This window comes from Paracoccus sp. MKU1 (assembly GCF_001447385.1).
Lineage (GTDB): Bacteria > Pseudomonadota > Alphaproteobacteria > Rhodobacterales > Rhodobacteraceae > Paracoccus.
Genome location: NZ_LLWQ01000212.1, coordinates 1 through 24483, shown reverse-complemented (window position 1 = coordinate 24483; position 24483 = coordinate 1). Strand labels below are relative to the sequence as shown.

General features: G+C 65.2%; 21 protein-coding genes and 1 tRNA gene. All 22 read right to left on the bottom strand.

The window, feature by feature from the left end; genetic code table 11:
- Positions 1–473: GTP-binding protein (locus tag AQY21_RS22240; protein ID WP_152988323.1), on the bottom strand; the 473-nt coding region annotated here is incomplete at its 3' end.
- A gap of 86 nt (positions 474–559) precedes the next feature.
- On the bottom strand, positions 560–2683 hold the full coding sequence (fusA, locus tag AQY21_RS22235; protein ID WP_058099774.1) for an elongation factor G: 2124 nt from the start codon (positions 2681–2683) through the stop codon (positions 560–562).
- 18 nt (positions 2684–2701) lie between these two features.
- Positions 2702–3172, bottom strand: coding sequence for a 30S ribosomal protein S7 (gene rpsG / locus AQY21_RS22230; RefSeq protein ID WP_011747098.1), 471 nt, complete (start codon positions 3170–3172; stop codon positions 2702–2704).
- Positions 3173–3184: 12 nt separating this feature from the next.
- Complete coding sequence (rpsL, locus tag AQY21_RS22225) at positions 3185–3556, bottom strand: 30S ribosomal protein S12 (RefSeq protein WP_010399029.1); 372 nt, start codon at positions 3554–3556, stop codon at positions 3185–3187.
- A 284-nt stretch (positions 3557–3840) separates the two neighbouring features.
- Complete coding sequence (locus AQY21_RS22220) at positions 3841–4689, bottom strand: putative rhamnosyl transferase (protein WP_058099773.1); 849 nt, start codon at positions 4687–4689, stop codon at positions 3841–3843.
- Entirely contained in the window at positions 4689–5636 is a 948-nt protein-coding gene (locus tag AQY21_RS22215) for a DMT family transporter (protein WP_238986877.1), read from the bottom strand. Before AQY21_RS22215 ends, AQY21_RS22220 begins: the two co-directional genes overlap by 1 nt.
- Before the next feature lie 39 nt (positions 5637–5675).
- On the bottom strand, positions 5676–6281 hold the full coding sequence (locus tag AQY21_RS22210; protein ID WP_058099772.1) for an isoprenylcysteine carboxylmethyltransferase family protein: 606 nt from the start codon (positions 6279–6281) through the stop codon (positions 5676–5678).
- Between the two features lie 170 nt (positions 6282–6451).
- Positions 6452–10660, bottom strand: a complete 4209-nt coding sequence (gene rpoC, locus AQY21_RS22205) for a DNA-directed RNA polymerase subunit beta' (protein ID WP_058099771.1) — start codon at positions 10658–10660, stop codon at positions 6452–6454.
- Positions 10661–10740: 80 nt separating this feature from the next.
- Positions 10741–14889 carry a DNA-directed RNA polymerase subunit beta gene (rpoB, locus tag AQY21_RS22200; protein WP_058099770.1) on the bottom strand — a complete coding sequence of 1383 codons (4149 nt, stop codon included), beginning with the start codon at positions 14887–14889 and terminating at the stop codon, positions 10741–10743.
- Between the two features lie 240 nt (positions 14890–15129).
- Entirely contained in the window at positions 15130–15504 is a 375-nt protein-coding gene (gene rplL / locus AQY21_RS22195) for a 50S ribosomal protein L7/L12 (RefSeq protein WP_011747091.1), read from the bottom strand.
- A gap of 67 nt (positions 15505–15571) precedes the next feature.
- Entirely contained in the window at positions 15572–16087 is a 516-nt protein-coding gene (gene rplJ, locus AQY21_RS22190; RefSeq protein WP_058099769.1) for a 50S ribosomal protein L10, read from the bottom strand.
- 244 nt (positions 16088–16331) lie between these two features.
- Positions 16332–17030 carry a 50S ribosomal protein L1 gene (rplA, locus tag AQY21_RS22185; RefSeq protein WP_058099768.1) on the bottom strand — a complete coding sequence of 233 codons (699 nt, stop codon included), beginning with the start codon at positions 17028–17030 and terminating at the stop codon, positions 16332–16334.
- A 3-nt stretch (positions 17031–17033) separates the two neighbouring features.
- A complete protein-coding gene (rplK, locus tag AQY21_RS22180) occupies positions 17034–17486 on the bottom strand; it encodes a 50S ribosomal protein L11 (protein ID WP_058099767.1) in 453 nt (150 codons plus the stop codon).
- A 100-nt stretch (positions 17487–17586) separates the two neighbouring features.
- A complete protein-coding gene (gene nusG / locus AQY21_RS22175) occupies positions 17587–18126 on the bottom strand; it encodes a transcription termination/antitermination protein NusG (RefSeq protein WP_058099766.1) in 540 nt (179 codons plus the stop codon).
- A gap of 195 nt (positions 18127–18321) precedes the next feature.
- Positions 18322–18516 (bottom strand): preprotein translocase subunit SecE, encoded by a 195-nt coding sequence (gene secE, locus AQY21_RS22170; RefSeq protein WP_058099765.1) that lies wholly within the window; start codon positions 18514–18516, stop codon positions 18322–18324.
- A 78-nt stretch (positions 18517–18594) separates the two neighbouring features.
- Positions 18595–19470: a hypothetical protein gene (locus AQY21_RS22165; RefSeq protein ID WP_058099764.1), complete on the bottom strand. Its 876-nt coding sequence runs from the start codon at positions 19468–19470 to the stop codon at positions 18595–18597.
- Positions 19471–19515: 45 nt separating this feature from the next.
- Positions 19516–19591, bottom strand: a tRNA-Trp gene (locus AQY21_RS22160).
- Between the two features lie 50 nt (positions 19592–19641).
- Complete coding sequence (locus AQY21_RS22155) at positions 19642–21483, bottom strand: ABC transporter ATP-binding protein (RefSeq protein WP_058099763.1); 1842 nt, start codon at positions 21481–21483, stop codon at positions 19642–19644.
- Between the two features lie 57 nt (positions 21484–21540).
- Positions 21541–22194 (bottom strand): CatB-related O-acetyltransferase, encoded by a 654-nt coding sequence (locus AQY21_RS22150; protein WP_058099762.1) that lies wholly within the window; start codon positions 22192–22194, stop codon positions 21541–21543.
- Between the two features lie 231 nt (positions 22195–22425).
- Entirely contained in the window at positions 22426–22839 is a 414-nt protein-coding gene (locus AQY21_RS22145) for a GFA family protein (RefSeq protein ID WP_058099761.1), read from the bottom strand.
- Positions 22836–23228 carry a VOC family protein gene (locus AQY21_RS22140; protein WP_058099760.1) on the bottom strand — a complete coding sequence of 131 codons (393 nt, stop codon included), beginning with the start codon at positions 23226–23228 and terminating at the stop codon, positions 22836–22838. Before AQY21_RS22140 ends, AQY21_RS22145 begins: the two co-directional genes overlap by 4 nt.
- A 51-nt stretch (positions 23229–23279) precedes the next feature.
- Positions 23280–24170: a YghX family hydrolase gene (yghX, locus tag AQY21_RS22135; protein ID WP_058099759.1), complete on the bottom strand. Its 891-nt coding sequence runs from the start codon at positions 24168–24170 to the stop codon at positions 23280–23282.
- Positions 24171–24483 lie beyond the last annotated feature (313 nt).

Genomic DNA, 24483 nt, shown 5'->3' with positions numbered 1-24483 from the left:
TAGTCGTAGGAGGACAGAAGCTCGCGCACTTCCATCTCGACCAGTTCCAGAAGCTCCGGGTCGTCCACCTGGTCGACCTTGTTCAGGTAGACCACCATGTAGGGGATGCCGACCTGGCGGCCCAGCAGGATGTGCTCGCGGGTCTGCGGCATCGGGCCGTCGGCGGCGTTCACCACCAGGATCGCCCCGTCCATCTGCGCCGCGCCGGTGATCATGTTCTTCACGTAGTCGGCGTGGCCGGGGCAGTCCACGTGCGCGTAGTGACGGTTCTCCGACTCGTATTCCACATGCGCGGTCGAGATGGTGATGCCCCGCGCACGCTCCTCGGGGGCGCCGTCAATCTGGTCATAGGCCTTGAATTCACCGAAATACTTCGTGATCGCAGCCGTCAGCGTCGTCTTGCCGTGGTCAACGTGACCGATCGTCCCGATGTTGACGTGCGGTTTCGTCCGTTCAAACTTTGCCTTTGCCATGGGCATGGCTCCTTATGTTGACGGTGCGTGCAGCCACGCACCCTACGGGGTTGGTAGGGTGCGCGGTCGCCCACGCACCGCCGGGATTACGCGTATTTCTTCTGGATCTCGTCCGAGATGTTCTGCGGCACGGCCTCGTAATGGTCGAACTGCATCGTGAACACCGCGCGGCCCGAGGACATCGAACGCAAGTTGTTGATATAGCCGAACATGTTGGCCAGCGGCACGAAGGCGTCGATGACGTTCGCATTGCCGCGCGAGTCCTGGCCGCGGACCATGCCGCGACGGCTGGTCAGGTCGCCGATGATCGAGCCGGTATACTCCTCCGGCGTCACCACCTCGACGCGCATGATCGGCTCGAGCAGCTTGGCGCCCGCCTTCTTCAGACCTTCGCGCATGGCGGCACGCGCCGCGATCTCGAAGGCCAGGACCGAGGAGTCGACGTCGTGGAAGGCACCGTCGATCAGCGCCACCTTGAAATCGATCACCGGGAAGCCGGCCAGCGGACCCGAGTCCATGACGGACTTGATGCCCTTCTCGACGCCCGGGATGTATTCCTTGGGCACCGCACCGCCGACGATCTTCGATTCGAACGAGTAGCCCTCGCCCGGCTGGGTCGGCTCGATCTGCAGCTTCACGCGCGCGAACTGGCCGGTACCACCGGTCTGTTTCTTGTGCGTGTAGTCGATCTCGGCCGGCTGCGAGATGGTTTCGCGATAGGCCACCTGCGGGGCGCCGATATTCGCCTCGACCTTGAACTCGCGCTTCATGCGGTCGACCAGGATGTCGAGGTGAAGCTCGCCCATGCCCTTCATGATGGTCTGGCCCGATTCCAGGTCGGTCTCGACGCGGAAGGACGGATCCTCGGCGGCCAGGCGTTGCAGGGCAAGGCCCATCTTCTCCTGGTCGGCCTTCGACTTCGGCTCGACGGCGATCTCGATCACCGGCTCGGGGAAGGTCATGGTTTCCAGGACCACCGGCTTGGCCGGATCGCAGAGCGTGTCGCCCGTCGTGGTTTCCTTCAGGCCGGCCAGCGCGATGATGTCGCCGGCGAAGGCTTCCTCGATCTCCTCACGGTTGATGGCGTGCATGACCATCATCCGGCCGACGCGCTCGCGCTTGCCCTTGGTCGAGTTCATCATCTGGTCGCCCTTCTTCAGCGCGCCCGAATAGATGCGCGTGAAGGTCAGCGAGCCGACGAAGGGGTCGTTCATGATCTTGAACGCCAGCGCCGAGAAGGGTTGGTCGTCCGAGGCGGAACGCTCGATGTTGCGGGTCTCGGTCTCGTCGCCCGGGGCAAAGCCCAGATAGGCGGGAACGTCGGTCGGCGCCGGCAGGAAGTCCACCACCGCGTTCAGCAGCGGCTGCACGCCCTTGTTCTTGAAGGCCGAGCCGGCCATGACCGGGAAGAAGGACAGCGACAGCGTGCCCTTGCGGATCAGCTTGCGCAGCGTTTCCTCGTCGGGCTCGTTGCCTTCCAGATAGGCTTCCATCGCCTCGTCGTCCTGTTCGACGGCGAGCTCGATCATCTTGCCGCGCCATTCCTCGGCAACGTCCTGAAGCTCCTCACGGATGGGCTGGCGGATCCACGAGGCACCCAGGTCCTCGCCCTTCCAGACCCATTCTTCCATCTTGATCAGGTCGACGATGCCTTCCAGCTTATCCTCGGCGCCGATCGGCAGGGCGATCGGGCAAGGCGTGCCGCCGGTACGGTCCTTGATCATGGCGACGCATTTGAAGAAATCGGCGCCGATCTTGTCCATCTTGTTGACGAAGACGATCCGCGGAACCTTGTAGCGGTCGGCCTGGCGCCACACCGTCTCGGTCTGCGGCTCGACGCCGGCATTGCCGTCCAGAAGGCAGATCGCGCCGTCCAGCACCGCCAGCGAACGCTCGACCTCGATGGTGAAGTCCACGTGGCCGGGGGTGTCGATGATGTTGAAGCGGCAGCGCTCAGAATCATCGGGGGTGAAGTCCGCATCCTCGTGGCGCTGCCAGAAGGTGGTGGTCGCCGCCGAGGTGATGGTGATGCCGCGCTCGGCTTCCTGCTCCATCCAGTCCATGGTGGACGCACCTTCGTGCGTCTCGCCCATCTTGTGGTTCTTGCCGGTATAGAACAGGATCCGCTCGGTCGTCGTGGTCTTGCCCGCGTCGATATGGGCCATGATCCCGAAGTTCCGGTAGCGCTCCAGCGGATATTCGCGTGCCATTAAGGGCCTTCCTTCCGGTTACCAGCGGTAGTGGCTGAACGCCTTGTTGGCGTCGGCCATCTTATGCGTGTCCTCACGCTTCTTGACGGCGGTGCCGCGGCCATTCACGGCATCGGCCAGCTCGCCCGCGAGGCGCTCTTCCATGGTGTGCTCGTTGCGCTTTTTCGAAGCGTCGATCAGCCAGCGGATCGCCAGGGCTTCGCGGCGCGACGGACGGACCTCGACCGGAACCTGGTAGGTGGCACCGCCGACGCGGCGCGAGCGCACTTCGACCGAGGGCTTCACGTTGTCGAGGGCTTCGTGGAAGACTTCGATCGGCTCGCGCTTCAGCTTGCCCTGGACGCGGTCGAGGGCGTTGTAGACGATGCGTTCGGCAACCGATTTCTTGCCGTCGATCATCAGGTTGTTCATGAATTTGGTCAGCACGCGATCGCCATATTTGGCGTCGGGCAGGACTTCGCGCTTCTCAGCGGCGTGACGACGAGACATATGCGGATCTCCTTACTTCGGACGCTTCGCGCCGTATTTCGAACGACGCTGGCGACGGTCTTTGACGCCCTGGGTATCCAGCACACCGCGCAGGATGTGGTAGCGGACACCCGGAAGGTCTTTCACCCGACCGCCGCGGATCAGCACCACCGAATGCTCTTGCAGGTTGTGCTTTTCGCCCGGAATGTAGGAGATCACCTCGAAACCATTCGTCAGGCGGACCTTGGCCACCTTCCGCATAGCCGAGTTCGGCTTCTTCGGCGTCGTGGTATAGACGCGCGTGCATACGCCCCGCTTCTGCGGGCAGGATTGCAGGTGCTGCGACTTCGAGCGCTGCACCTTGGGCTGCCGCGGTTTGCGGATCAGCTGTTGGATCGTCGGCATTCGGTTCCCCGTCTTGCTTTCGTCAATACTCGCAGCCACCGGCTGCGCCACTTCTCGACGGCGAATCACGCCCATCGTGAAACGCCAGAACCCATCCTATCCCCGAGAGAGGGAGGACGGGTTGAATTACCAGAGGATCGGGGCATTCCGGCCCGGATCATGACCACAGAGGTTCTGGGCCCCGATCAGATTCCTGACGGGTGAACGGCGTATATGGGCAAACCGGGGGTGAGTCAACAACCCCCCGGAACCGGACCGGGGGCAGGACATCCCGCCCATACCCTTCACATGCCCCAGCGCGGCCGGTCGGCGCCGGGCAGGCCGAAATCGCGGGCGGCGCGGTCCAGCGTCTCCAGGTCGATGCGGAACCGCTCGGCCAGCAGCCCGGCCCATCCGGCCGGGTCGCCGTCCCAGGGATAGCTGGCGCCGATCGCGCCCGAGTCGTTGTCGTGGTTCAGGAAACGGACGAACATCACCTTGCCGGGCAGCGTCACCCCGGGCATCGACAGGCCGATCTTCCAATGCGGGAAATGCATCACGCTGCGTTGCGCATCGGGCGGTAGATAGACGGTCAGCCCGGCCACGGCGTTATGGATCATCCGCGGCTCGACCGAGATGCCGTCCTGCGTCGCCTTCAGCACCAGCCCGCGGGAATAGTCGCAGGACAGCCGCCGGCGCCGCTCCCACAGCGGATGCATTGCCGCGAAATCCCGCCGCGCATCGCGGATATAGTCGATGGCCACGGCATCGTCGTCATCCTGGCGGAAATGGCCGACCACATCGGCATCGGGCTCGATATGCGGCGCGGTGGCGGCCAGGCAGGCATCCAGATGCTTCTCCATCGGCGGGATCAGCTCCAGCCGGGCCTGGGGCATGATCCCGGTCAACTCGCGCAGCCGCGACAGCCAGGGCTCGGGCAGGTCCGGCCCGGTCATCAGCACCAGGGTGAAATCCGGATCGGCCTGGGCCAGCAGCCCGGGCAGGGTGACGTTCTCGAACCAGAACCAGCGCCGGGCCAGCCGCTCGGGATCGTAAAGAAAGGCCCGCCGCTGCTCCAACGTCTCGTGCATCACCTGAAAGCCGCGCCCACCCAGATAGGAGAACCGGCACAGGCCCAGCATCTGCACCCGCATCAGCCCCTCCCGTGCAATTGCCGCTCGCGCAGGATGGTATAGATCCCCGCCCCCACCACCAGCGCCGACCCGGCCCAGGTCCAGAGATCCGGCCATTCGCCAAAGATCGCCAGCCCCAGCACCACCGCCCAGACCAGCGAGCTGTAGCGGAAGGGCGCGACGACCGAAATCTCGCCCACCCGCATGGTGGCGACGGCGGTGATATAGCCCACGGTCAGAAACAGCGCCGCCATCGCCAGCAGCGAAAACTCCGCCACGGTCGGGACGCGCCAGCTTTCGGACCAGCCCAGCACGAAGCCCGACGCCATCACGGCCAGCGCCGCGTAAAAGGCGATGGCAGAGGAGCTGACCCCGGGCGAGAATGTCCGCGTCGCCAGATCGCGCAGCACGATCAGCAGCATCGCCGCCAGCCCGACCGCCGACCACAGGTCAAAGGCGCCGGTTCCCGGCCGCAGGATCAGCAGCACCCCCAGAAAGCCGATGCCGATGGCCAGAAGCCGGCGCCAGCCCAGCCTTTCGCGAAAGAACAGCGCCGCCGCCAGCGTCACCGCCAGCGGCAGCGCCTGCATGATCGCCGAGATGTCGGCCAGCGCCATCTGCCGCAGCGCCAGCAGGTAAAGCACGGTCGAGATGACATCCGCCACCGTGCGCAGCGCCAGCGGCCAGACATCCTCGCGCGGCACCTTCAGGCGGATGCCGCCCTGCGCCCGCGCGATCAGCACCATGACCAGCAGCACCAGGCCGCCGCGGATGGCGATGGACTCATAGAGCGGCAGGCTCTGGGTCACCGCCTTCATCAGCGCATCGTTGCAGGTAAAGGCCGCCATGCTGAGCATCATCAGCGCAGAACCGCGCAGGTTGTCGGCATGGCCCCGTTGCGGATCGGGCATGCCCGGGCATTGGGCCAAGGCCGGCGCGCTGGGGGTGGGCAGGTCGGGTGTTTGCATGGCGGCTCTGGCTGCGCGATCTGATGGAGGGGCGGGGGATCACCAAAGCGCGATGCGCGACCAGCCGAGGCTCGGCTTCAGCTGATCCGCCATCTCGACAATGGGAATGAAGCTCAGAAGGACGAGCGTCTCGAACAGGTTGCGGCGCAGCGTGGCCGCGTCGAACCGCGCAGGTCGCCCGGCGCGGAACTGCCGCGGATCGGGCAGGAAGAACGGCGTGCGCGCCGCATAGGCGTCGTATTCCGCGCCGAAACGCCGCGACAGGTAAGCGGCCTCGCGCCGCGCGGCGATCCAGAGGATCAGCCCGACCGTGCCGCCGATCAGCAATGCGAAGCTGACGGCACCGAACATCAGCCCGATGCCGGTCGCCGCCACGGTGGAAAAGAAATACAGCGGGTTGCGGGTCATCGAATAGGGCCCGTCCCGCAGCACCCGCCGGTTCTCGACGCCGCCGACATAGAGGATCGACCAGAACCGGCCGAGCACGCCCGCCAGCAACAGCAGAAGGCCGAGCGATTCCACGGCCTCATGTCCGATCTCTTCCAACCCAAGGACGGGATTGATCAGCAGGGCGGCTGGCAGCAGCACCAGGCCCCAGAGCCGCAAGATCGTGATGCGAGTTTTCTGATTGACTGCCGCGCGCATGAAACCACCCCCGCAAACGCTCCGACCGCCCTTCGGCCCGTCATCGTTATCCTGCGCCCGCATTCCGCGCAATCGCGACCTGTGGATGAGAGGAGCGCGACCGCCCCTGCCCCGGCAGCAAAAAGGCCCGGCATCGCTGCCGGGCCTTTCCCATTCGCTTCACACGGCGATCACTCGTCGCCGCCGACCTCGGCCGGGCTGTCCTCCGGCGCGATCAGCGCAGCGGCGGCTTCCGCCTCGGCGCGGCGGGCCTCGATCACCTCATGGTCGCGCTCGGTCGCGATGCGGCGCACGCGGGCCGTGGCCCCGCCGGTGCCGGCCGGGATCAGCCGGCCGACGATGACGTTTTCCTTGAGACCGACCAGCTTGTCGCGCTTGCCCTGGACGGCGGCCTCGGTCAGCACGCGGGTCGTCTCCTGGAACGAGGCGGCCGAGATGAAGCTGCGGGTTTGCAGCGACGCCTTGGTGATGCCCAGCAGCACCGGCTCGCCGGTGGCCGGACGGCCGCCCTTGGCTTCGATCTTGGCGTTCTCCTCCTCGAACTCGTCGCGGTCGACATGCTCGCCCTTCAGCAGCGTGGTGTCGCCGCTGTCGGTGATCTCGATCTTCTGCAACATCTGGCGGACGATCACTTCGATATGCTTGTCGTTGATCTTCACGCCTTGCAGCCGGTAGACGTCCTGCACCTCATCGATGAGATAGTCGGCAAGCGCCTCGATCCCCATGATGCGCAGGATGTCATGCGGCGCCGGGTTGCCGTCCATGATGTAGTCGCCCTTCTGCACGAAGTCGCCTTCCTGCACCGGGATGTGCTTGCCTTTCGGCACCATGTATTCGACCGGCTCCAGCGTGTCGTCGGCGGGCTCGATGGCGATGCGGCGCTTGTTCTTGTAGTCCTTGCCGAAGCGCACATAGCCGTCGATCTCGGCGATGATGGCGTGGTCCTTGGGACGACGGGCCTCGAACAGCTCCGCCACGCGGGGCAGACCCCCGGTGATGTCCTTGGTCTTGGCGCCTTCGCGCGGGATCCGCGCCACCACGTCGCCGGCCTTGATCTCCTGCCCGTCCTCGACCGACAGGATGGCGTCGACCGACATCGGATAGGTGACCGGGTTGCCCTGTTCGTTGCGCACCGGCTCGCCATCGGCATCGACGATGATGATCTCGGGCTTCAGCTCGTTGCCTTTCGGGGCCGAGCGCCAGTCCGTCACGATCTTCTGCGTCATGCCGGTCGCGTCGTCGGTCTCGTCGCGGACCGAGATCCCCGACAACAGATCGACATATTTCGCGACACCGGCCTTCTCGGCGATGATCGGCAGGGTATAGGGGTCCCATTCGAACATCTTCTGGCCGCGCGCCACGGCATCGCCTTCGCGCACGAACAGTTTCGAGCCGTAGAACAGCTTGTGGCTGGCCAGCGTGTCGCCCGCCGCGCCCTTGATGTGCAGCTGCATGTTGCGGCTCATCACGATCAGCTCGCCATTGGCGTTTTCCAGCGTGCTTTCGTTCTCGAAAGCCACCGTGCCCTCCTGCGCCGCGGCGATGAAGGATTGCTGGCCACCCTGGGCGATGCCGCCGATGTGGAAGGTCCGCATGGTCAGCTGCGTCCCCGGTTCGCCGATGGACTGGGCGGCGATGATGCCGACCGCCTCGCCGATATTGACCAGCGTGCCGCGGGCCAGGTCGCGGCCATAGCAAAGCGCGCAGACACCATCGTCCGACTCGCAGGTCAGGGCCGAGCGGATGCGGACCGACTGTACGCCGGCCTGCTCGATCTCGTCGGCCTTGCGCTCGTCGATCAGCTCGTTCTTGCGAACGATCACGACATCCTCGCCCGGCACCAGCACGTCATCGGCCGCGACGCGGCCCAGCACACGCTCGGAAAGCGGGCTGACCACCTCGCCGTCGTTGACCGCCGCCGAGGCGGTGATCGCCCGGTCGGTGCCACAATCATGCTCGCGGATGATGCAGTCCTGCGCCACGTCCACCAGACGGCGGGTCAGGTAACCCGAGTTCGCCGTCTTCAGAGCGGTGTCGGACAGGCCTTTCCGCGCGCCGTGGGTCGAGTTGAAGTATTCAAGAACGGTCAGGCCTTCCTTGAAGTTCGAGATGATCGGCGTCTCGATGATCTCGCCATTCGGCTTGGCCATCAGGCCGCGCATGCCGCCCAGCTGCTTCATCTGGCTGACCGAGCCCCGGGCGCCCGAATGCGCCATCATATAGACCGAGTTCGGTTCCAGTTCGGCGCCGGTCTCGTCCTTCTTCGTGGCCGAGATGGTCTTCATCATGGCGTCGGTGACCCGGTCGTTACATTTCGACCAGGCATCGACGACCTTGTTGTATTTCTCGCCCTGGGTGATCAGGCCGTCCAGATACTGTTGCTCGAACTGCTTCACCTGGTCCTGGGTTTCCTCGACCAGGTCCCATTTCGTCGGCGGCACGACCATGTCGTCCTTGCCGAAGGAGATGCCGGCACGGAACGCCTCGCGGAAGCCCAGGCCCATGATCTGGTCGCAGAAGATCACCGATTCCTTCTGGCCGCAGTAGCGGTAGACGGTGTCGATGACGTTCTGGATGTCCTTCTTGCGCAGCAGGCGGTTCACCAGCTCGAAGGGCGCCTTGGCGTTCTTGGGCAACAGCGCGCCCAGACGGATCCGGCCCGGCGTGGTCTCGAAGCGCTTGATGACCTCGTTGCCGTTCTCGTCGATCTGCGGCAGGCGGGCGGTGATGCGGGCATGCAGATGCACCGCGCCGGAAGCCAGCGCGTGTTCCACCTCCTCGAGGTTGGCAAAGACCATGCCCTCGCCCTTCATGCCCTCGCGCTCCATGGTCGTGTAGTAAAGACCAAGGACCATGTCCTGCGACGGCACGATGATCGGCGCGCCGTTGGCGGGCGACAGCACGTTGTTCGTCGACATCATCAGGACGCGGGCTTCCAGCTGTGCCTCAAGCGACAGCGGGACGTGCACGGCCATCTGGTCGCCGTCGAAATCGGCGTTGAAGGCCGAGCAGACCAGCGGGTGCAGCTGGATCGCCTTGCCCTCGATCAGGATCGGTTCGAACGCCTGGATGCCCAGACGGTGCAGCGTCGGCGCGCGGTTCAGCAGCACCGGATGCTCACGGATCACCTCGTCCAGGATGTCCCAGACCTCGGGACGCTCTTTCTCGACCAGCTTCTTGGCCTGCTTGACGGTGGACGACAGACCCTTCGCCTCAAGCCGCGAATAGATGAAGGGCTTGAACAGCTCCAGCGCCATCTTCTTCGGCAGGCCGCACTGGTGCAGCTTCAGCTCGGGACCGGTCACGATCACGGAACGGCCCGAGAAGTCGACCCGTTTCCCCAGAAGGTTCTGCCGGAAGCGGCCCTGCTTGCCCTTCAGCATGTCCGACAGCGATTTCAGCGGACGCTTGTTGTTGCCGGTGATGACGCGGCCACGGCGGCCGTTGTCGAACAGCGCATCGACCGATTCTTGCAGCATCCGCTTTTCGTTGCGGACGATGATGTCGGGGGCGCGCAGCTCGATCAGCCGCTTCAGGCGGTTGTTCCGGTTGATGACGCGACGATAGAGGTCGTTCAGGTCCGAGGTCGCGAAGCGGCCGCCGTCCAGCGGCACCAGCGGACGCAGTTCCGGCGGGATGACCGGAATGACGGTCAGCACCATCCATTCGGGACGGTTGCCCGATTCCAGGAAGCTCTCGACGATCTTCAGACGCTTGATGATCTTCTTCGGCTTCAGCTCGCCGGTCGCCTCTTTCAGCTCCTCCCGCAGCTGCTCAGCGGTGGCGGCCAGGTCGATATTGGCCAGCATCTCGCGGATCGCCTCGGCGCCGATATTGGCGGTGAAGGCGTCGGCGCCATACTGGTCCTGCGCGTCGAGGAATTCCTCCTCGGTCAGCAACTGGCCATAGGAGAGATCCGTCAAACCCGGCTCGATGACGACGTAGTTCTCGAAATACAGGATGCGCTCAAGATCGCGCAGCGTCATGTCCAGCATCAAGCCGATGCGCGAGGGCAGCGACTTGAGGAACCAGATATGCGCGACCGGGGCGGCCAGCTCGATATGGCCCATGCGCTCGCGCCGGACCTTTTGCAGCGTGACTTCAACACCGCATTTCTCGCAGACCAGACCGCGATACTTCATGCGCTTGTATTTGCCGCAGAGGCATTCGTAATCCTTGATCGGGCCAAAGATGCGCGCGCAAAACAGGCCGTCACGCTCGGGCTTGAACGTGCGGTAGTTGATGGTCTCGGGCTTCTTCACCTCGCCATAGGACCAGGCGAGGATTTCCTCGGGCGAGGCCAGCGAGATCTTGATTTCGTCGAACTGCCGCGGCGCAGCCAGAGGGTTCAGGGGGTTGGTGGCAAGTTCCTGGTTCATTTTCAAATCCTAATGAGGGGCGCGGGGGACGTGGCAACGGATCGGCGGGATGCGCCTCGGCGCACCCCCGGAGCGATCCGTCACTCCTCGTCCTCCGCATCCAGGAGTTCCATGTTGAGGCCCAGACCCCGGACCTCCTTGACCAGAACGTTGAACGATTCCGGCACGCCGGCCTCGAAATTGTCCTCGCCCTTGACGATGCTCTCATAGACCTTGGTCCGGCCGGCCACGTCGTCCGACTTGACCGTCAGCATCTCTTGCAGGGTATAGGCGGCGCCGTAAGCCTCAAGGGCCCAGACCTCCATCTCACCCAGACGCTGACCGCCGAACTGCGCCTTGCCGCCCAGCGGCTGCTGGGTCACGAGGCTGTAGGGACCGGTCGAGCGGGCATGCATCTTGTCATCGACAAGGTGGTGCAGCTTCAGGACGTACTTCATCCCGACCGTGACCGGGCGGGCGAACTGCTCGCCGGTGCGGCCGTCGAAGACGATGGACTGGCCCGAGGTGTCGAAGCCCGCACGGCGCAGCGCGTCGTTCACATCCGCCTCTTTCGCGCCGTCGAAGACCGGCGTGGCGATGGGAACGCCGCCGCGCACCGCATCGGCATGCTCCAGCAGGGTCTCGTCATCCATGCCCTCGAAGGTCTCGGCATAGAAGTCGTCGCCATAGCCGTTCCGCATCGCCTCGCGCACCGGGGACATGTCGCCGTTGCGGCGATAGTCCTGCAGCGCCTCGTCGATCTTGATGCCCAGCCCGCGCGAGGCCCAGCCCATATGCGTCTCCAGGATCTGCCCGACGTTCATCCGCGAGGGCACGCCCAGCGGGTTCAGCACCAGGTCGACCGGGGTGCCGTCCGAGAGGAACGGCATGTCCTCGATGGGAACCACCTTGGAGACCACGCCCTTGTTGCCGTGACGACCGGCCATCTTGTCGCCGGCTTGCAGCTTGCGCTTCACCGCGACGAAGACCTTGACCATCTTCATCACGCCCGGGGGCAGGTCGTCGCCTTGGCGCACCTTTTCGACCTTGTCGTCGAAACGGTTGTCCAGCGCACGTTTCTGGGCGTCGAACTGCTGGTTCAGCGCCTCGACCTCCTTGGCGGTCTCCTCGTCGGCGACGGCAAGCTGCCACCACTGGCCACGGCTGAGCTGTCCCAGCAGATCCTCGTCCACCATGGCGCCGGCGCGGATACCCTTCGGCCCCTTGACGACTTCCTTGCCCATGATCAGCGATTTCAGGCGCGCATAGATGTTGCGCTCCAGGATCGCCAGCTCGTCGTCGCGGTCGCGGGCCAGACGCTCGACTTCCTCGCGCTCGATCTGCAACGCGCGCTCGTCCTTGTCGACGCCGTGGCGGTTGAACACCCGGACCTCGACGATGGTGCCATAGGCGCCCGGCGGCAGGCGCAGCGAGGTATCGCGCACATCGCTGGCCTTTTCGCCGAAGATGGCGCGCAGCAGCTTTTCTTCCGGCGTCATCGGCGATTCACCCTTCGGGGTGATCTTCCCGACCAGGATATCGCCCGGACCCACTTCCGCACCGATATAGACGATGCCCGCCTCGTCGAGGTTGCGCAGCGCCTCCTCGCCGACGTTCGGGATGTCGCGGGTGATCTCTTCCGGGCCCAGCTTGGTGTCGCGAGCCGCCACTTCGTATTCGTCGATATGGATCGAGGTGAACACGTCGTCGCGGTGGATCCGCTCCGAGATCAGGATCGAGTCCTCGTAGTTGTAGCCGTTCCAGGGCATGAAGGCCACGACCACGTTGCGGCCGATGGCGAGTTCGCCCTGGTCGGTCGAGGGACCGTCGGCCACGACCTGGCCCTTGACCACGCGGTCGCCCACCTTGACCAGCGGGCGCTGGTTGATGGTCGAGGACTGGTTGGAACGCTTGAACTTGCGCAGGCGATAGATGTCCACGCCGGCGTCGCCGGCGCCCAGATCCTCGGTCGCGCGGATAACGATCCGCTGCGCATCGACCTGGTCGATGATGCCGCCCCGGCGCGCCATGATCGCGGCGCCGGAATCGCGCGCCACGGTCGCTTCCATGCCGGTGCCGACGAACGGCGCCTCGGCCCGCAGCAGCGGAACCGCCTGACGCTGCATGTTCGAGCCCATCAGCGCGCGGTTGGCGTCGTCATTCTCAAGGAAGGGGATCAGCGCCGCCGCGACCGAAACCAGCTGTTTCGGCGACACGTCGATCAGGTCCACGGCCTCGACCGGATTCAGCATGAAGTCGCCGGCCTGGCGGGTCGAGACCAGCTCGTCCACGAACTTGCCGTTTTCGTCCAGCGTCGCGTTGGCCTGGGCGATGGTGTGGCGCATCTCCTCGGTCGCGGACATGTAGACCACGTCGTCGGTCACCTTGCCCTCGACCACCTTGCGATAGGGGGTCTCGATGAAGCCGTATTTGTTCACGCGGGCAAAGGTGGCCAGCGAGTTGATCAGGCCGATGTTCTGGCCTTCCGGGGTTTCGATCGGGCACATCCGGCCGTAATGGGTCGGGTGCACGTCGCGGACCTCGAAGCCGGCACGCTCGCGGGTCAGGCCGCCCGGGCCAAGCGCCGAGAGGCGACGCTTGTGGGTGACTTCCGACAGCGGGTTGGTCTGGTCCATGAACTGCGACAGCTGCGAGGAACCGAAGAACTCGCGCACCGCCGCCGCCGCCGGCTTGGCGTTGATCAGGTCCTGCGGCATCACCGTGTCGATCTCGACGCCGGACATGCGCTCGCGGATCGCCCGCTCCATGCGCAGCAGGCCGATGCGATACTGGTTCTCCATCAGCTCGCCGACCGAGCGTACCCGGCGGTTGCCGAGGTGGTCGATGTCGTCGATCTCGCCCTTGCCGTCGCGCAGTTCCACGAGGCCGCGGATACAGGCGATGATGTCCTCCTTGCGCAGGGTGCGCTGAGTGTCCGGCGCATCGAGGTCAAGGCGCATGTTCATCTTGACGCGGCCCACGGCGGAAAGGTCGTAACGCTCGCTGTCGAAGAACAGGCTGTCGAACAGCGCCGAGGCAGCCTCGACGGTCGGCGGCTCGCCCGGGCGCATGACGCGGTAGATATCCATCAGCGCGCCGTCGCGGCTCATGTTCTTGTCCGCGGCCATGGTGTTGCGGATATAGGGGCCGACATTGACATGGTCGATGTCGAGGACCGGGATGTCCTCGATGCCGTTGTCCAGAAGCACCTTGAGCAAGCCGCCCGAAATCTCGCCGTCGCGGTCGTATTCGACGGTGATCTCGTCGCCGGCCTCGGCATAGATCAGGCCGGTCTGCTCGTTGATGATGTCTTTCGCGACGAAACGGCCGATGATCTTCTCAAAGGGCAGCAGCAGGTTGATGTCGCCCTTTTCGCCAAGCTGCTTGACCAGGCGCGGCGTCACCTTGTCGCCGGCCTTGGTGATGATCTCGCCGGTCTCGGCGTTCACCAGGTCGAAGCTCGGGCGGGTGCCGCGTACGCGCTCGGGGAAGAATTTCGTGACCCAGCCAGCGGCCTGCCCCTTGCCGGCGCGCTGCAGCGTGTAGTCCACGGTATTGTAGAAGGCATCCATGATGCCCTCCTGGTCCATGCCGAGCGCATAGAGCAGCGTCGTAACCGGCAGTTTCCGGCGACGGTCGATGCGCGCGAAGACCAGGTCCTTGGCGTCGAATTCGAAGTCGAGCCACGAGCCGCGATAGGGAATGATGCGGCAGGCGAACAGCAGCTTGCCCGAGCTGTGGGTCTTGCCGCGGTCATGGTCGAAGAACACGCCGGGCGAGCGGTGCATCTGCGACACCACGACGCGCTCGGTCCCGTTCACGATGAACGTCCCGTTCTGCGTCATCAGGGGCATGTCGCCCATGTAGACGTCCTGCTCCTTGATGTCCTTGACCGATTTGGCGCCGGTGGTCTCATCGACATCGAACACGATCAGACGCAGCGTCACCTTCAGCGGCGCGGCATAGGTCATGTCGCGGCTCTGGCACTCGTCCACGTCGTATTTCGGCTTTTCCAGCTCGTATTTCACGAACTCGAGCGTGGCGGTCTCGTTGAAGTCCTTGATCGGGAACACCGACTGGAAGACGCCCTGGATGCCCTCACCGTCCTGGTGACCCTCGGCGTCGCCGGAGCGCAGGAACAGGTCATAGGAGGATTTCTGAACCTCGATCAGGTTCGGCATCTCCAGAACTTCGCGGATATTGCCATAGTAACGCCGGATGCGTTTCTGGCCGACATAAGCTTGCGCCATAGAGGGTCTTACCTTTCGTCTTTCGCTTGCGCAGACCGTCGGGGCCCGGGCGGCGCAAGGCGGCGAATGAGGGGCGGGGTTCCATTCGTGCCGCGCGTCCCACCGCACGGCTCCCGAACCCCGAACATGCCCTGAAGGAAGGTCTGCTTGCGAAACCGTCCTTCAAGACAGGTTCGGCAGGGACCGGGAAACCCCGGACCCTGCCCATTTCTTCCGAAATCAATCGGCCGAAACGGCCAATTACTTCAGCTCGACCTTGGCGCCAGCCGCTTCGAGCTTCTTCTTCATTTCTTCGGCGTCGGCTTTCGAGGCACCCTCTTTCACCTTGCCGCCGGCTTCGACCAGATCCTTGGCTTCTTTCAGGCCCAGGCCGGTGATGCCGCGCACTTCCTTGATCACGTTGATCTTGTTGGCGCCGGCGTCGACCAGGACGACGTCGAATTCGGTTTTCTCTTCGGCGGCTTCAGCCGGGCCAGCGGCCGGGCCGGCAACCATCACGGCGCCGCCGGCGGCGGGCTCGATGCCGTATTCGTCTTTCAGGATGTTCTTCAGTTCCTGGGCTTCCAGCAGGGTCAGGCCCACGATTTCTTCGGCGAGTTTCTTCAGATCAGCCATTTTTCCGTTCTTTCCATTAAGTGTTCCAACGTCGGGGTTTCAACCCCACGACGGAATCGGGATTGCCTCAGGCGGCCTCGCGCTCTTCCAGAGTCGAGAGGATGCCCGCGATGTTGCTGGCAGGTGCGCCGATCGCGCCCGCGATGTTGGAAGCAGGGGCACCGATGCAGGACACGATCGAAGCGATAAGCTCCTCGCGCGACGGCATCTGGGCCACGGCCTTCACACCGGCCGGGTCAAGCGCCGTGTCGCCCATCGCACCGCCCAGGATCACGAACTTGTCGTTCCCCTTGGCGTACTTGTCCGCGACCTTGGCGGCAGCCACCGGGTCCTCGGAGAAGGCGAGCACGGTCATACCCGTCAGATAGTCGGCGATGCTTGCGCAAGGCTTCCCATCCAGGGCGATCTTGGCGAGCCTGTTCTTGGCAACGCGAACGGACCCGCCAGCTTCGCGCATCTGCGCGCGCAGGTCCTGCATCTGGGCAACCGTCATTCCCTCGTAGCGGGCAACCACCACGACGCCAGAGGCTTCAAAGATCTGGCCGAGTTCTTCGACCACCTGTTCTTTTTGCGCTCTATCCACGGTTTCACTCCAAGTTGGGGGTTTCCCCCCGGCTCTCACTTTCCCGACGCCCGAACAGCGTCAGGACGGGTCCGTGACGGTCCCAAGATCACCCGGAGCGAAGCCCGGAAAATGGTCTTGATCCCATCTCAGGAAGGACGATTAAGCCGGTTTCCCGACACCCTCCGTCTCGGACAGGACGGGGCATCGCTGCCCCGCCATCCGCCGACCCCCTGTCAAAGGATGCCGGCGAAATTCTTGCCGCTTATTGCGCGGCGGTCGAAGACAGGTCCAGCGACACGCCCGGACCCATGGTCGAGCTGATCGAGACCTTCTTCACATAGGTGCCCTTGGCGCCCGAGGGCTTGGCCCGGTTCACCGCGTCCACGAAGGCGCGAATGTTCTCGGCCAGCTTCTCGATCTCGAACGAAGCCTTGCCGACGCCGGCATGGACCACGCCGGCCTTCTCGGCCTTGAACTGCACCTCGCCGCCCTTGGCGGCTTCGACGGCGGCCTTCACGTCCATCGTCACCGTGCCGACCTTGGGGTTCGGCATCAGGTTGCGCGGGCCCAGGATCTTGCCCAGACGGCCGACCAGCGGCATCATGTCCGGGGTGGCGATGCAGCGGTCGAACTCGATCTTGCCCGACTGGATCGTCTCCATCAGGTCTTCCGCACCGACGATCTCGGCGCCGGCGGCCTTCGCCTCGTCAGCCTTGGGGCCGCGGGCGAAGACGGCGACGCGCACGTCCTTGCCGGTGCCGTTCGGCAGGGTGACGACGCCGCGGACCATCTGGTCGGCATGGCGAGGATCGACGCCCAGGTTCATCGCGATCTCGACGGTCTCGTCGAATTTCGCGCTGGCGTTTTCCTTGACCAGCTTGACGGCTTCCTCGATGGCGAGATTCGACTTGCCGGCGAAGGCGGCACGGGCCGCGGCTTGTTTTTTCGACAGTTTAGCCATGGCTTAGCCTTTCACCTCGATGCCGATCGAACGCGCCGAGCCCAGGATGATCTGCATCGCGGCTTCGACGTCGTTCGCGGACAGGTCCTTCATCTTGGCTTCGGCGATCTCGCGGACCTGCTTGGCGGTCACGGTGCCGGCGGTCTGGCGACCGGGCTTTTCCGAACCCTTGGCGCGGTTGCGCTTGCCGACCGGCTTCAGGCCGGCGGCCTTCTTCAGCAGGAACGAGGCCGGGGGCGTCTTGGTCTCGAAGGTGAAGGATTTGTCGGCGTAATAGGTGATCACGACCGGAACAGGGGCGCCCTGCTCCATCTCCTGCGTCTTGGCGTTGAACGCCTTGCAGAACTCCATGATGTTGATGCCGCGCTGACCCAGGGCCGGGCCGACGGGCGGAGACGGGTTCGCCTGACCCGCCTTGATTTGCAGCTTGAGGCTGCCGACAACTTTCTTGGCCATCTGGCCCTCTCCTTATCATCACGCCCCGACCGAAATTGGGCCATGGGGCCGACTTAGCGGTGCGGCTGTATCCCGAAGGACCGGCGCCTCCCGCAGACGATCACGCGGTCTTGGCGACCTGCGTGAATTCCAGTTCCACCGGCGTCGGACGGCCGAAGATGGACACCGTGACCTTGATGCGGTTCGCGGCCTCGTCCACTTCCTCGACCATGCCCGAGAAGCCCTCGAAGGGCCCGTCGGTCACGTTCACCTTTTCGCCCACGTCGAACCGGATCAGGTTGCGCGGCGCCACCTCGGCCCCGCCCTCACCGGTGCGATGCAGGATCGCGTTCACCTCGTCGTCGCGCATCGGCATCGGCTTGCCCTGGGCGCCCAGGAAGCCGGTGACGCGGTTGATCGAGTTCACCAGGTGATAGGTCCTGTCCGACAGCTCCATGCGCACCAGCACGTAGCCGGGCATGAAGCGGCGCTCGGACGTGACCTTCTTGCCGCGGCGGATCTCGATCACTTCCTCGGTCGGGACCAGCACCTCGTCGATCTGGTCCTCGAGACCCTTTTCGACCACAGCCTGACGAATCGCCTCGGCGACCTTCTTTTCAAAGTTCGACAGGACGCTGACCGAATACCAACGCTTTGCCATGTCTCGATCGACCCCTGCTTCCTTCCGGGCCGACACAGGCCAACCCATTGAATTCCTTGTCCGCCCCGACCGGATCCTGCGCAATTTCCGCAAGCGCCAGCCAAATTGAAATCGGCGCGCACGACCGAATCGATGCACGCCGTATCACGGGCAGGTCGGGCGGACATAGCGCCCCCCGCCCTTCAATGCAAGTCCCTAGCTGCCGACGAGATGGATCACGGCCGAAAGGCCGGTCTTGATAAGCAGGTCGACGAGGAAGAAAAAGATCGAGGCCAGCGTCGCCATGATGAAGACCATGATGGTGGTCGTCACCACCTCGCGGCGGGTGGGCCAGGTGATCTTGCCAAGCTCGGTACGGACCTGGCTGATGAACTGGACGGGGTTGGCCATGGCTTTTCCTTCGGTCTTGCAGCGGGTCAGATAGCCTGCGCCGGCCGGTATTTCAAGCACCGATATGACGGTGGCCGATCAGGGCTCCAGCACCTCGACCCGCGGCATGGCGCGCAGGGCGGCGATATCCTGCGCGTAGCTGCTGGCCGAGCGGGCATAGGTCTCGTCATCGAGAAGGCGCAGCGGCGCATGGCCGGCGGCGGGCGGGAACCGTTGGCGCGCGCGCCGGGCCAGGACCCGCAGGTCGAGGTCCTGCCCGGACATGGCGCGGCGCAGCAGCCATTCGTAGCCGGTCTGCGTCAGGCTGACATTCGCGGGCGGCGGATCGGGCACCTCGGCGGCAAGGCCGGCCGGCAGCAGCCGCTCCAGCAGCCGCGGGCGCAGCGCCGGATAATCCTCGTATCGCCACAGCACGATGCGCGAGACCTCCTCGATCGCCGCCAGGCGCCCGACCAGCCCCGCCCAGACGGCCCGGGCCGGATCCCGCCCGCACAGATAGGCATCGAGGTCGAGCTCCTTGCCCCCGGCGACCTGTAGCGCAAAGGCCGAGACGATGAACGACGCCGGATCGCGCAGCGACAGATACAGCACCGCCGGCCCGCCGCCCGCCAGCGCGATGACATGCCGCAGCCGCTGGGTCGCGCGGGGATAGACCTCGCCCACACGGGAAAACAGCCTGCTGCGATGGGTCAGGCCCAGGATGTTTTCTTCCGAGATCAACAGGTCGGGACAGCCTCCGCGCAGATCCTGCAAGATCTGCCGTGCCTCGGCCTCGCCGGGGCCGCCGATGCCCTGCGCCAGGATCAGCGACAAGGGCAGAGGCTCGCCGCGCAGCATGTTGGGATCGATATAGGCCAGCCCGGCCTCGGCCAGCCGGTCCCGCACCTGACGCAGGGAATATTGCAGATGGGTCGAGGCGGTCTTGTGCGCCCCCAGATGTATGCTCAGGGCCATGGGATCTCGGCGGGATCGGGCACGCGGCATGACAGGGAAAGCGGCTGGCAGGGGCAGAGGGACTCGAACCCCCGACCCTCGGTTTTGGAGACCGATGCTCTACCAACTGAGCTATACCCCTAGGCCGCGCTGCTGATTACGGCAGCTGCGGGCGCGGTTCAAGAGGGAAGATCACTCGGCCTCAAGAAACCCGCCCGACTGCCGCGCCCAAAGGCCCGCATAGATGCCGCCTTGCGCCAGCAGCGCCTCATGCGTGCCTTGCTCGACGATGCGGCCCCGCTCCATCACCACCAGCCGGTCCATGCGGGCGATGGTCGAGAGCCGGTGCGCGATGGCGATCACCGTCTTGCCCTGCATCAGCATGTCGAGTTGCGACTGGATCGCCGCCTCGACCTCGCTGTCCAGCGCGCTGGTCGCCTCGTCCAGCACCAGGATCGGCGCGTCCTTCAGCAGCACCCGGGCAATGGCGATGCGCTGGCGCTGGCCGCCCGAAAGCTTGACCCCGCGTTCGCCGACATGGGCGTCGAGCCCCTGCCTGCCCTGCGAATCGGTCAGGGTGGCGATGAAATCCGCCTCGGCCAGTTCCGCCGCGCGCAGGATCTCGGCCTCGGAGGCGTCGGGGCGGCCATAGGCAATGTTGTCGCGGATCGAGCGGTGCAGAAGCGAGGTGTCCTGCGTCACCACCCCGATGGCGGCGCGCAGGCTCTCCTGCGTGACCTGCGAGATGTCCTGGCCATCGATCAGGATCTCGCCCGATTCGAGGTCGTGAAACCGCAGCATCAGGTTCACCAGCGTCGATTTCCCGGCGCCCGAGCGCCCGACCAGGCCGATCCGCTCGCCCGGGGCGATGGTCAGGCTCAGATTGTCCAGCACCGCGCCGCGGCCCGGTCGAGCCTGCTCGCCATAGCGGAAGGTGACATGGCTGAACTCGACCCGGCCCTCGGGCACCGCCAGCGGCCGCGCACCGCGCGCATCGGTCACCATGCGCGGCAGCGACAGCGAGCCGATGCCGTCGCGCACCGTGCCGATGTTCTCGAACAGCGTGGCGAATTCCCACATGATCCAATGCGACATGTTGCCCAGACGCAGCGCCAGCGGGATCGCCACCGCGACCGCGCCGACCTCAACCTCGCCACCGACCCAGAGCCACAGCCCCAGCACCGTCACGGAAAAGGTCAGCAGCGAATTGAGCGTGGACAGCAGGATGTTCTGGATCGAGGCCAGACGCATCTGCCCGTGCACGGTTTGCAAAAACCCGTCCATGCTCTCGCGGACATAGGACTCCTCGCGCGAACTATGCGAGAACAGCTTGACCGTCGAGATGTTGGTATAGCTGTCCACCACCCGGCCGGTCATCACCGCGCGGGCATCGGCCTGCGCCTCGCTGATGCGGCCGATGCGCGGGATCAGCCACCACAGCAGAAGCCCGTAGAGGATGCCCCAGCCGGCGAAGGGAATCGCCAGCCAGCCGTCGGTCGAGGCCGCCAGCACCAGGGCGCCGATGAAATAGACGCAGACATAGGTCAGCACGTCCATGAACTTCATCGCCACTTCGCGCACCGCCAGTGCGGTCTGCATCAGCTTGGTGGCGATGCGGCCGGCGAACTCGTCCTGGAAATAGCTCATCGACTGGCGCAGCAGGTAGCGATGCGCCTGCCAGCGGATGCGCTGCGGGAAATTGCCCATCAGCGTCTGGTGCATGAGCAGCGAGAACAGCACCTGCAACAGCGGCAGGCCGATCACCAGCAGCGCCCCCATCAGGATCAGCCGGTTACCCTCGATGGCCCAGAAGTTCTCGCGATCGGCCCCGGCCAGCCGGTTCACAAGTTCGCCCAGATAGCCGAACAGCACCACCTCGACCACAGCGATCATGGCCGAGCAGGCGGCCATGGCCAGCATGTAGCCCTCGGCCCCGCGCGAGAAATGCAGGATGAACCGCCACAGCCCTTGCGGCGGCATCTGCGGCGGATCGGCGGGATAGGGATCAAGCCGGCGCTCGAACCAGCTGAACATCGTAGACCTCATTCGCATCAGTCCGGGCCTTTGCCCGGTTCGTTTCGTCGGACCGCCTCAGGCGGCCAGTTCCTCAAGCGCCGCAACATCGGCCCGGGCCAGCGCGGCGGTGGCGCGGGAAATCCGCGCCGGCGGCCAGTGCCACCATTGCAACGCCAGAAGCCGGGCGATGGTGGCATCGTCGAAGCGCATCCGCATGACGCGGGCCGGGTTGCCGGCGACCACGGCGTAATCCGGCACCACGCCGCCCACCACCGCGCCGGCGCCGATGATGACGCCGCTGCCGATCCGGGCGCCGGGCAGGATGGTGGCGCCGTCGCCGATCCAGACATCGTGGCCGATCACCGTATCCGGCAAGCCGCTGATCTGGTCGATGTAATCGCCCACCCGCGCATGGTCGAAGATCGCAAAGGGATAGGTCGAGATCCCGGCCATCGGATGATTGGCCGAGGCGGTGATGATCCGCACCCGGTCGGCGATCTGGCAAAAGCGCCCGATCACCAGCCGCTCGGGCGCGCCGGCATAGGTATAGGGCGCCAGCCGCGCCGCCCAGTCGTCGGGAGGGTCGAAACTGCTGGCATAGGTGAAATCGCCGATCTCGATATTCGGATGGTCGATCACCCGGTTCAGATGCGCCAGCCCCCGGTTCAGGGTGCCGTCGGGAAAGCGCATGGGATGGGGCGAAGCCGCATCAAGGAAGTGGGCCGTCATGGGAATCCTCATCAATCCGTCCGTGAAAGGTCAGATCTGCGAGTTGTCCATGACACCGTTCTCCTCTGCTGCGGCAGGCACCATAGCCGGATTTCGCCGGCGAGGCAACCGTGGGTGGCGATTGGCATGGGGGCGCGGGAGGGGGGCTCCGCCCCCGCCCCTGCGGGGCTCCCCCGGAGTATTTGGAAAACGGTGAAGGCGCGTTCGGTCCTTGTCGCGGTTAAGGCCGGGTTACAGGTGCCGGGTCTCGGGTGCCGGGTTCCACCAGGCGTCATGCGCCCCGTCTGCGTAAAAGACCGGGGCGGCGATCAGTTCGGCCTCGGGCACGTCGTCCAGCGCGCTGACGCAGACCTGGATGAAGCGTCCGCCCATCTCCTCCAGATCGCCCTCGGTCCACAGCCTCGTGCCGCAGCGCGCGCAGAACAGGTGATGCATGTCCACGCCGTCCTGCTGCCGGCGCGGGGTTTCGGCCAGCATCTCGGCGCCATGGGTGATGCGGAACCGTTCCGGGTCGGGCAGGCGCATCTCCCAATAGCGCATCTTGCGGCAGAAGCGGCAATTGCAGCGCATGGTGCCCTGCGACAGGTCGCCCTCGGCCTCGAAGCGGACGCCGCCGCAGAAGCAGGAACCGTGATAGAGGGTCATGACGGTTCTCCGTGATGGACGGCCTCGATATTGTTGCCGTCAGGGTCGAGGACGAAGGCGCCGTAGTAACCCGGATGGTATTCCGGCCGCAGTCCCGGCGCGCCATTGTCGCGCCCGCCCGCAGCCAGCGCCGCGGCATGAAAGGCGTCCACGGTCGCCCGGTCGGGCGCGGCAAAGGCGACATGGGTGCCCGCGCCAGCCGGCTGGCCGCTGCCGATCCAGAAGAACGGCTTGCCGTCGCGACCATAGCCCAGATGCGCGCCATGGCCGCCGGTCATCTCCTCGGTCACCTCCATCAGCAGCTCGACGCCCAGGGGCGCCAGCGCCCGGTCGTAGAAAGCGCGCGAACGGTCGAGGTCCGAGACGGGAAATCCGATATGGTCGATCATGCGAAATCTCCTTTCCCGGCCAGGATCGCCCCGCCCTGCTGACAGATCGCGTCAGGAGAGCTTTTCAGCAAAGAAATCCAGCGTCCGCTGCCAGGCGAGTTCCGCCGCCGCCTTGTCATAGCGCGGTGTGGTATCGTTGTGGAAACCGTGCTGGGTGCCGGGATAGAAGAATGCCTGGTATTCCTTGCCATGCTGTTTCAGCGCCGCCTCATAGGCGGGCCAGCCCTCGTTCACGCGCTCGTCGTTCTCGGCGTAATGCAGCATCAGCGGCGCCTGGATCTGCGCTACCTCCTCGGGACGGGGCTGGCGGCCGTAGAAGGGCACCGAGGCGGCAAGCTCGGGATAGGCCACCGCCAATGCGTTGCAGACCCCGCCGCCATAGCAGAAGCCGACTGCGCCGATCTTGCCGGTCGAATCGGCATGGTCGCGCAGGAATTCATGGGCGGCGAAGAAATCCTCCATCAGCCTGGCCGGGTCGAGGCTGGCCTGCATCTCGCGCCCCTCGTCGTCATTGCCGGGATAGCCGCCCAGCGAACTCAGCCCGTCCGGCCCGAAGGCCAGGTAGCCGGCCTTGCCGAGCCGGCGCACCACATCCTCGATATAGGGGTTGAGCCCGCGGTTTTCGTGCACCACCAGCACGGCGGGCAGCTTGCCCTGCGCCCCGGCCGGCCGTGCCATCAGCCCGCTGATGCGGCCGTTGCCCTCAGGGCTGTCATAGCTTGCGGTCTCGGTCGCGATGGCAGGATCATCGGGCGGCACCTGCTGAGCCAGGGCGTAATTCGGCCTCAGCGCCTCGAAGATCGCGGCGGCGGTCATCCCGGCCGTGGCGAACTGCGCCGCCTGCACCATGAAATCGCGCTTGCTGATTCGGCCATGCACATAGCCGTCGAAGATCTCGAGGATGCGGGGATGGAAATCGGAAGCCTTCCTGCGTTCGGTCATGGTCCTCTCCCTTTGCCGGCTGGCGAAAGGATAGCACGAAACCGCTCCGGCCGGTGCCTTTTGCGCGCCGATATCCGGGCTGCGGCCTGCCCCGCTTCTTTCGTGCTCCAATATCCCGGGGTCCGGGGCAGAGCCCCGGAAGGCCGCGCCCCGCAAAAGAAAAAGGCCGCCCCGTCCGGAGCGGCCTTCCTGTCGCGATATCCCAAACGGGATCAGCCGATGCTCCCGGCGGGGGACAGGGGCCCGAAAGCCACCGCCCGGACCCGCATCACTTCAGGATCTTCGACACCACGCCGGCGCCCACCGTGCGGCC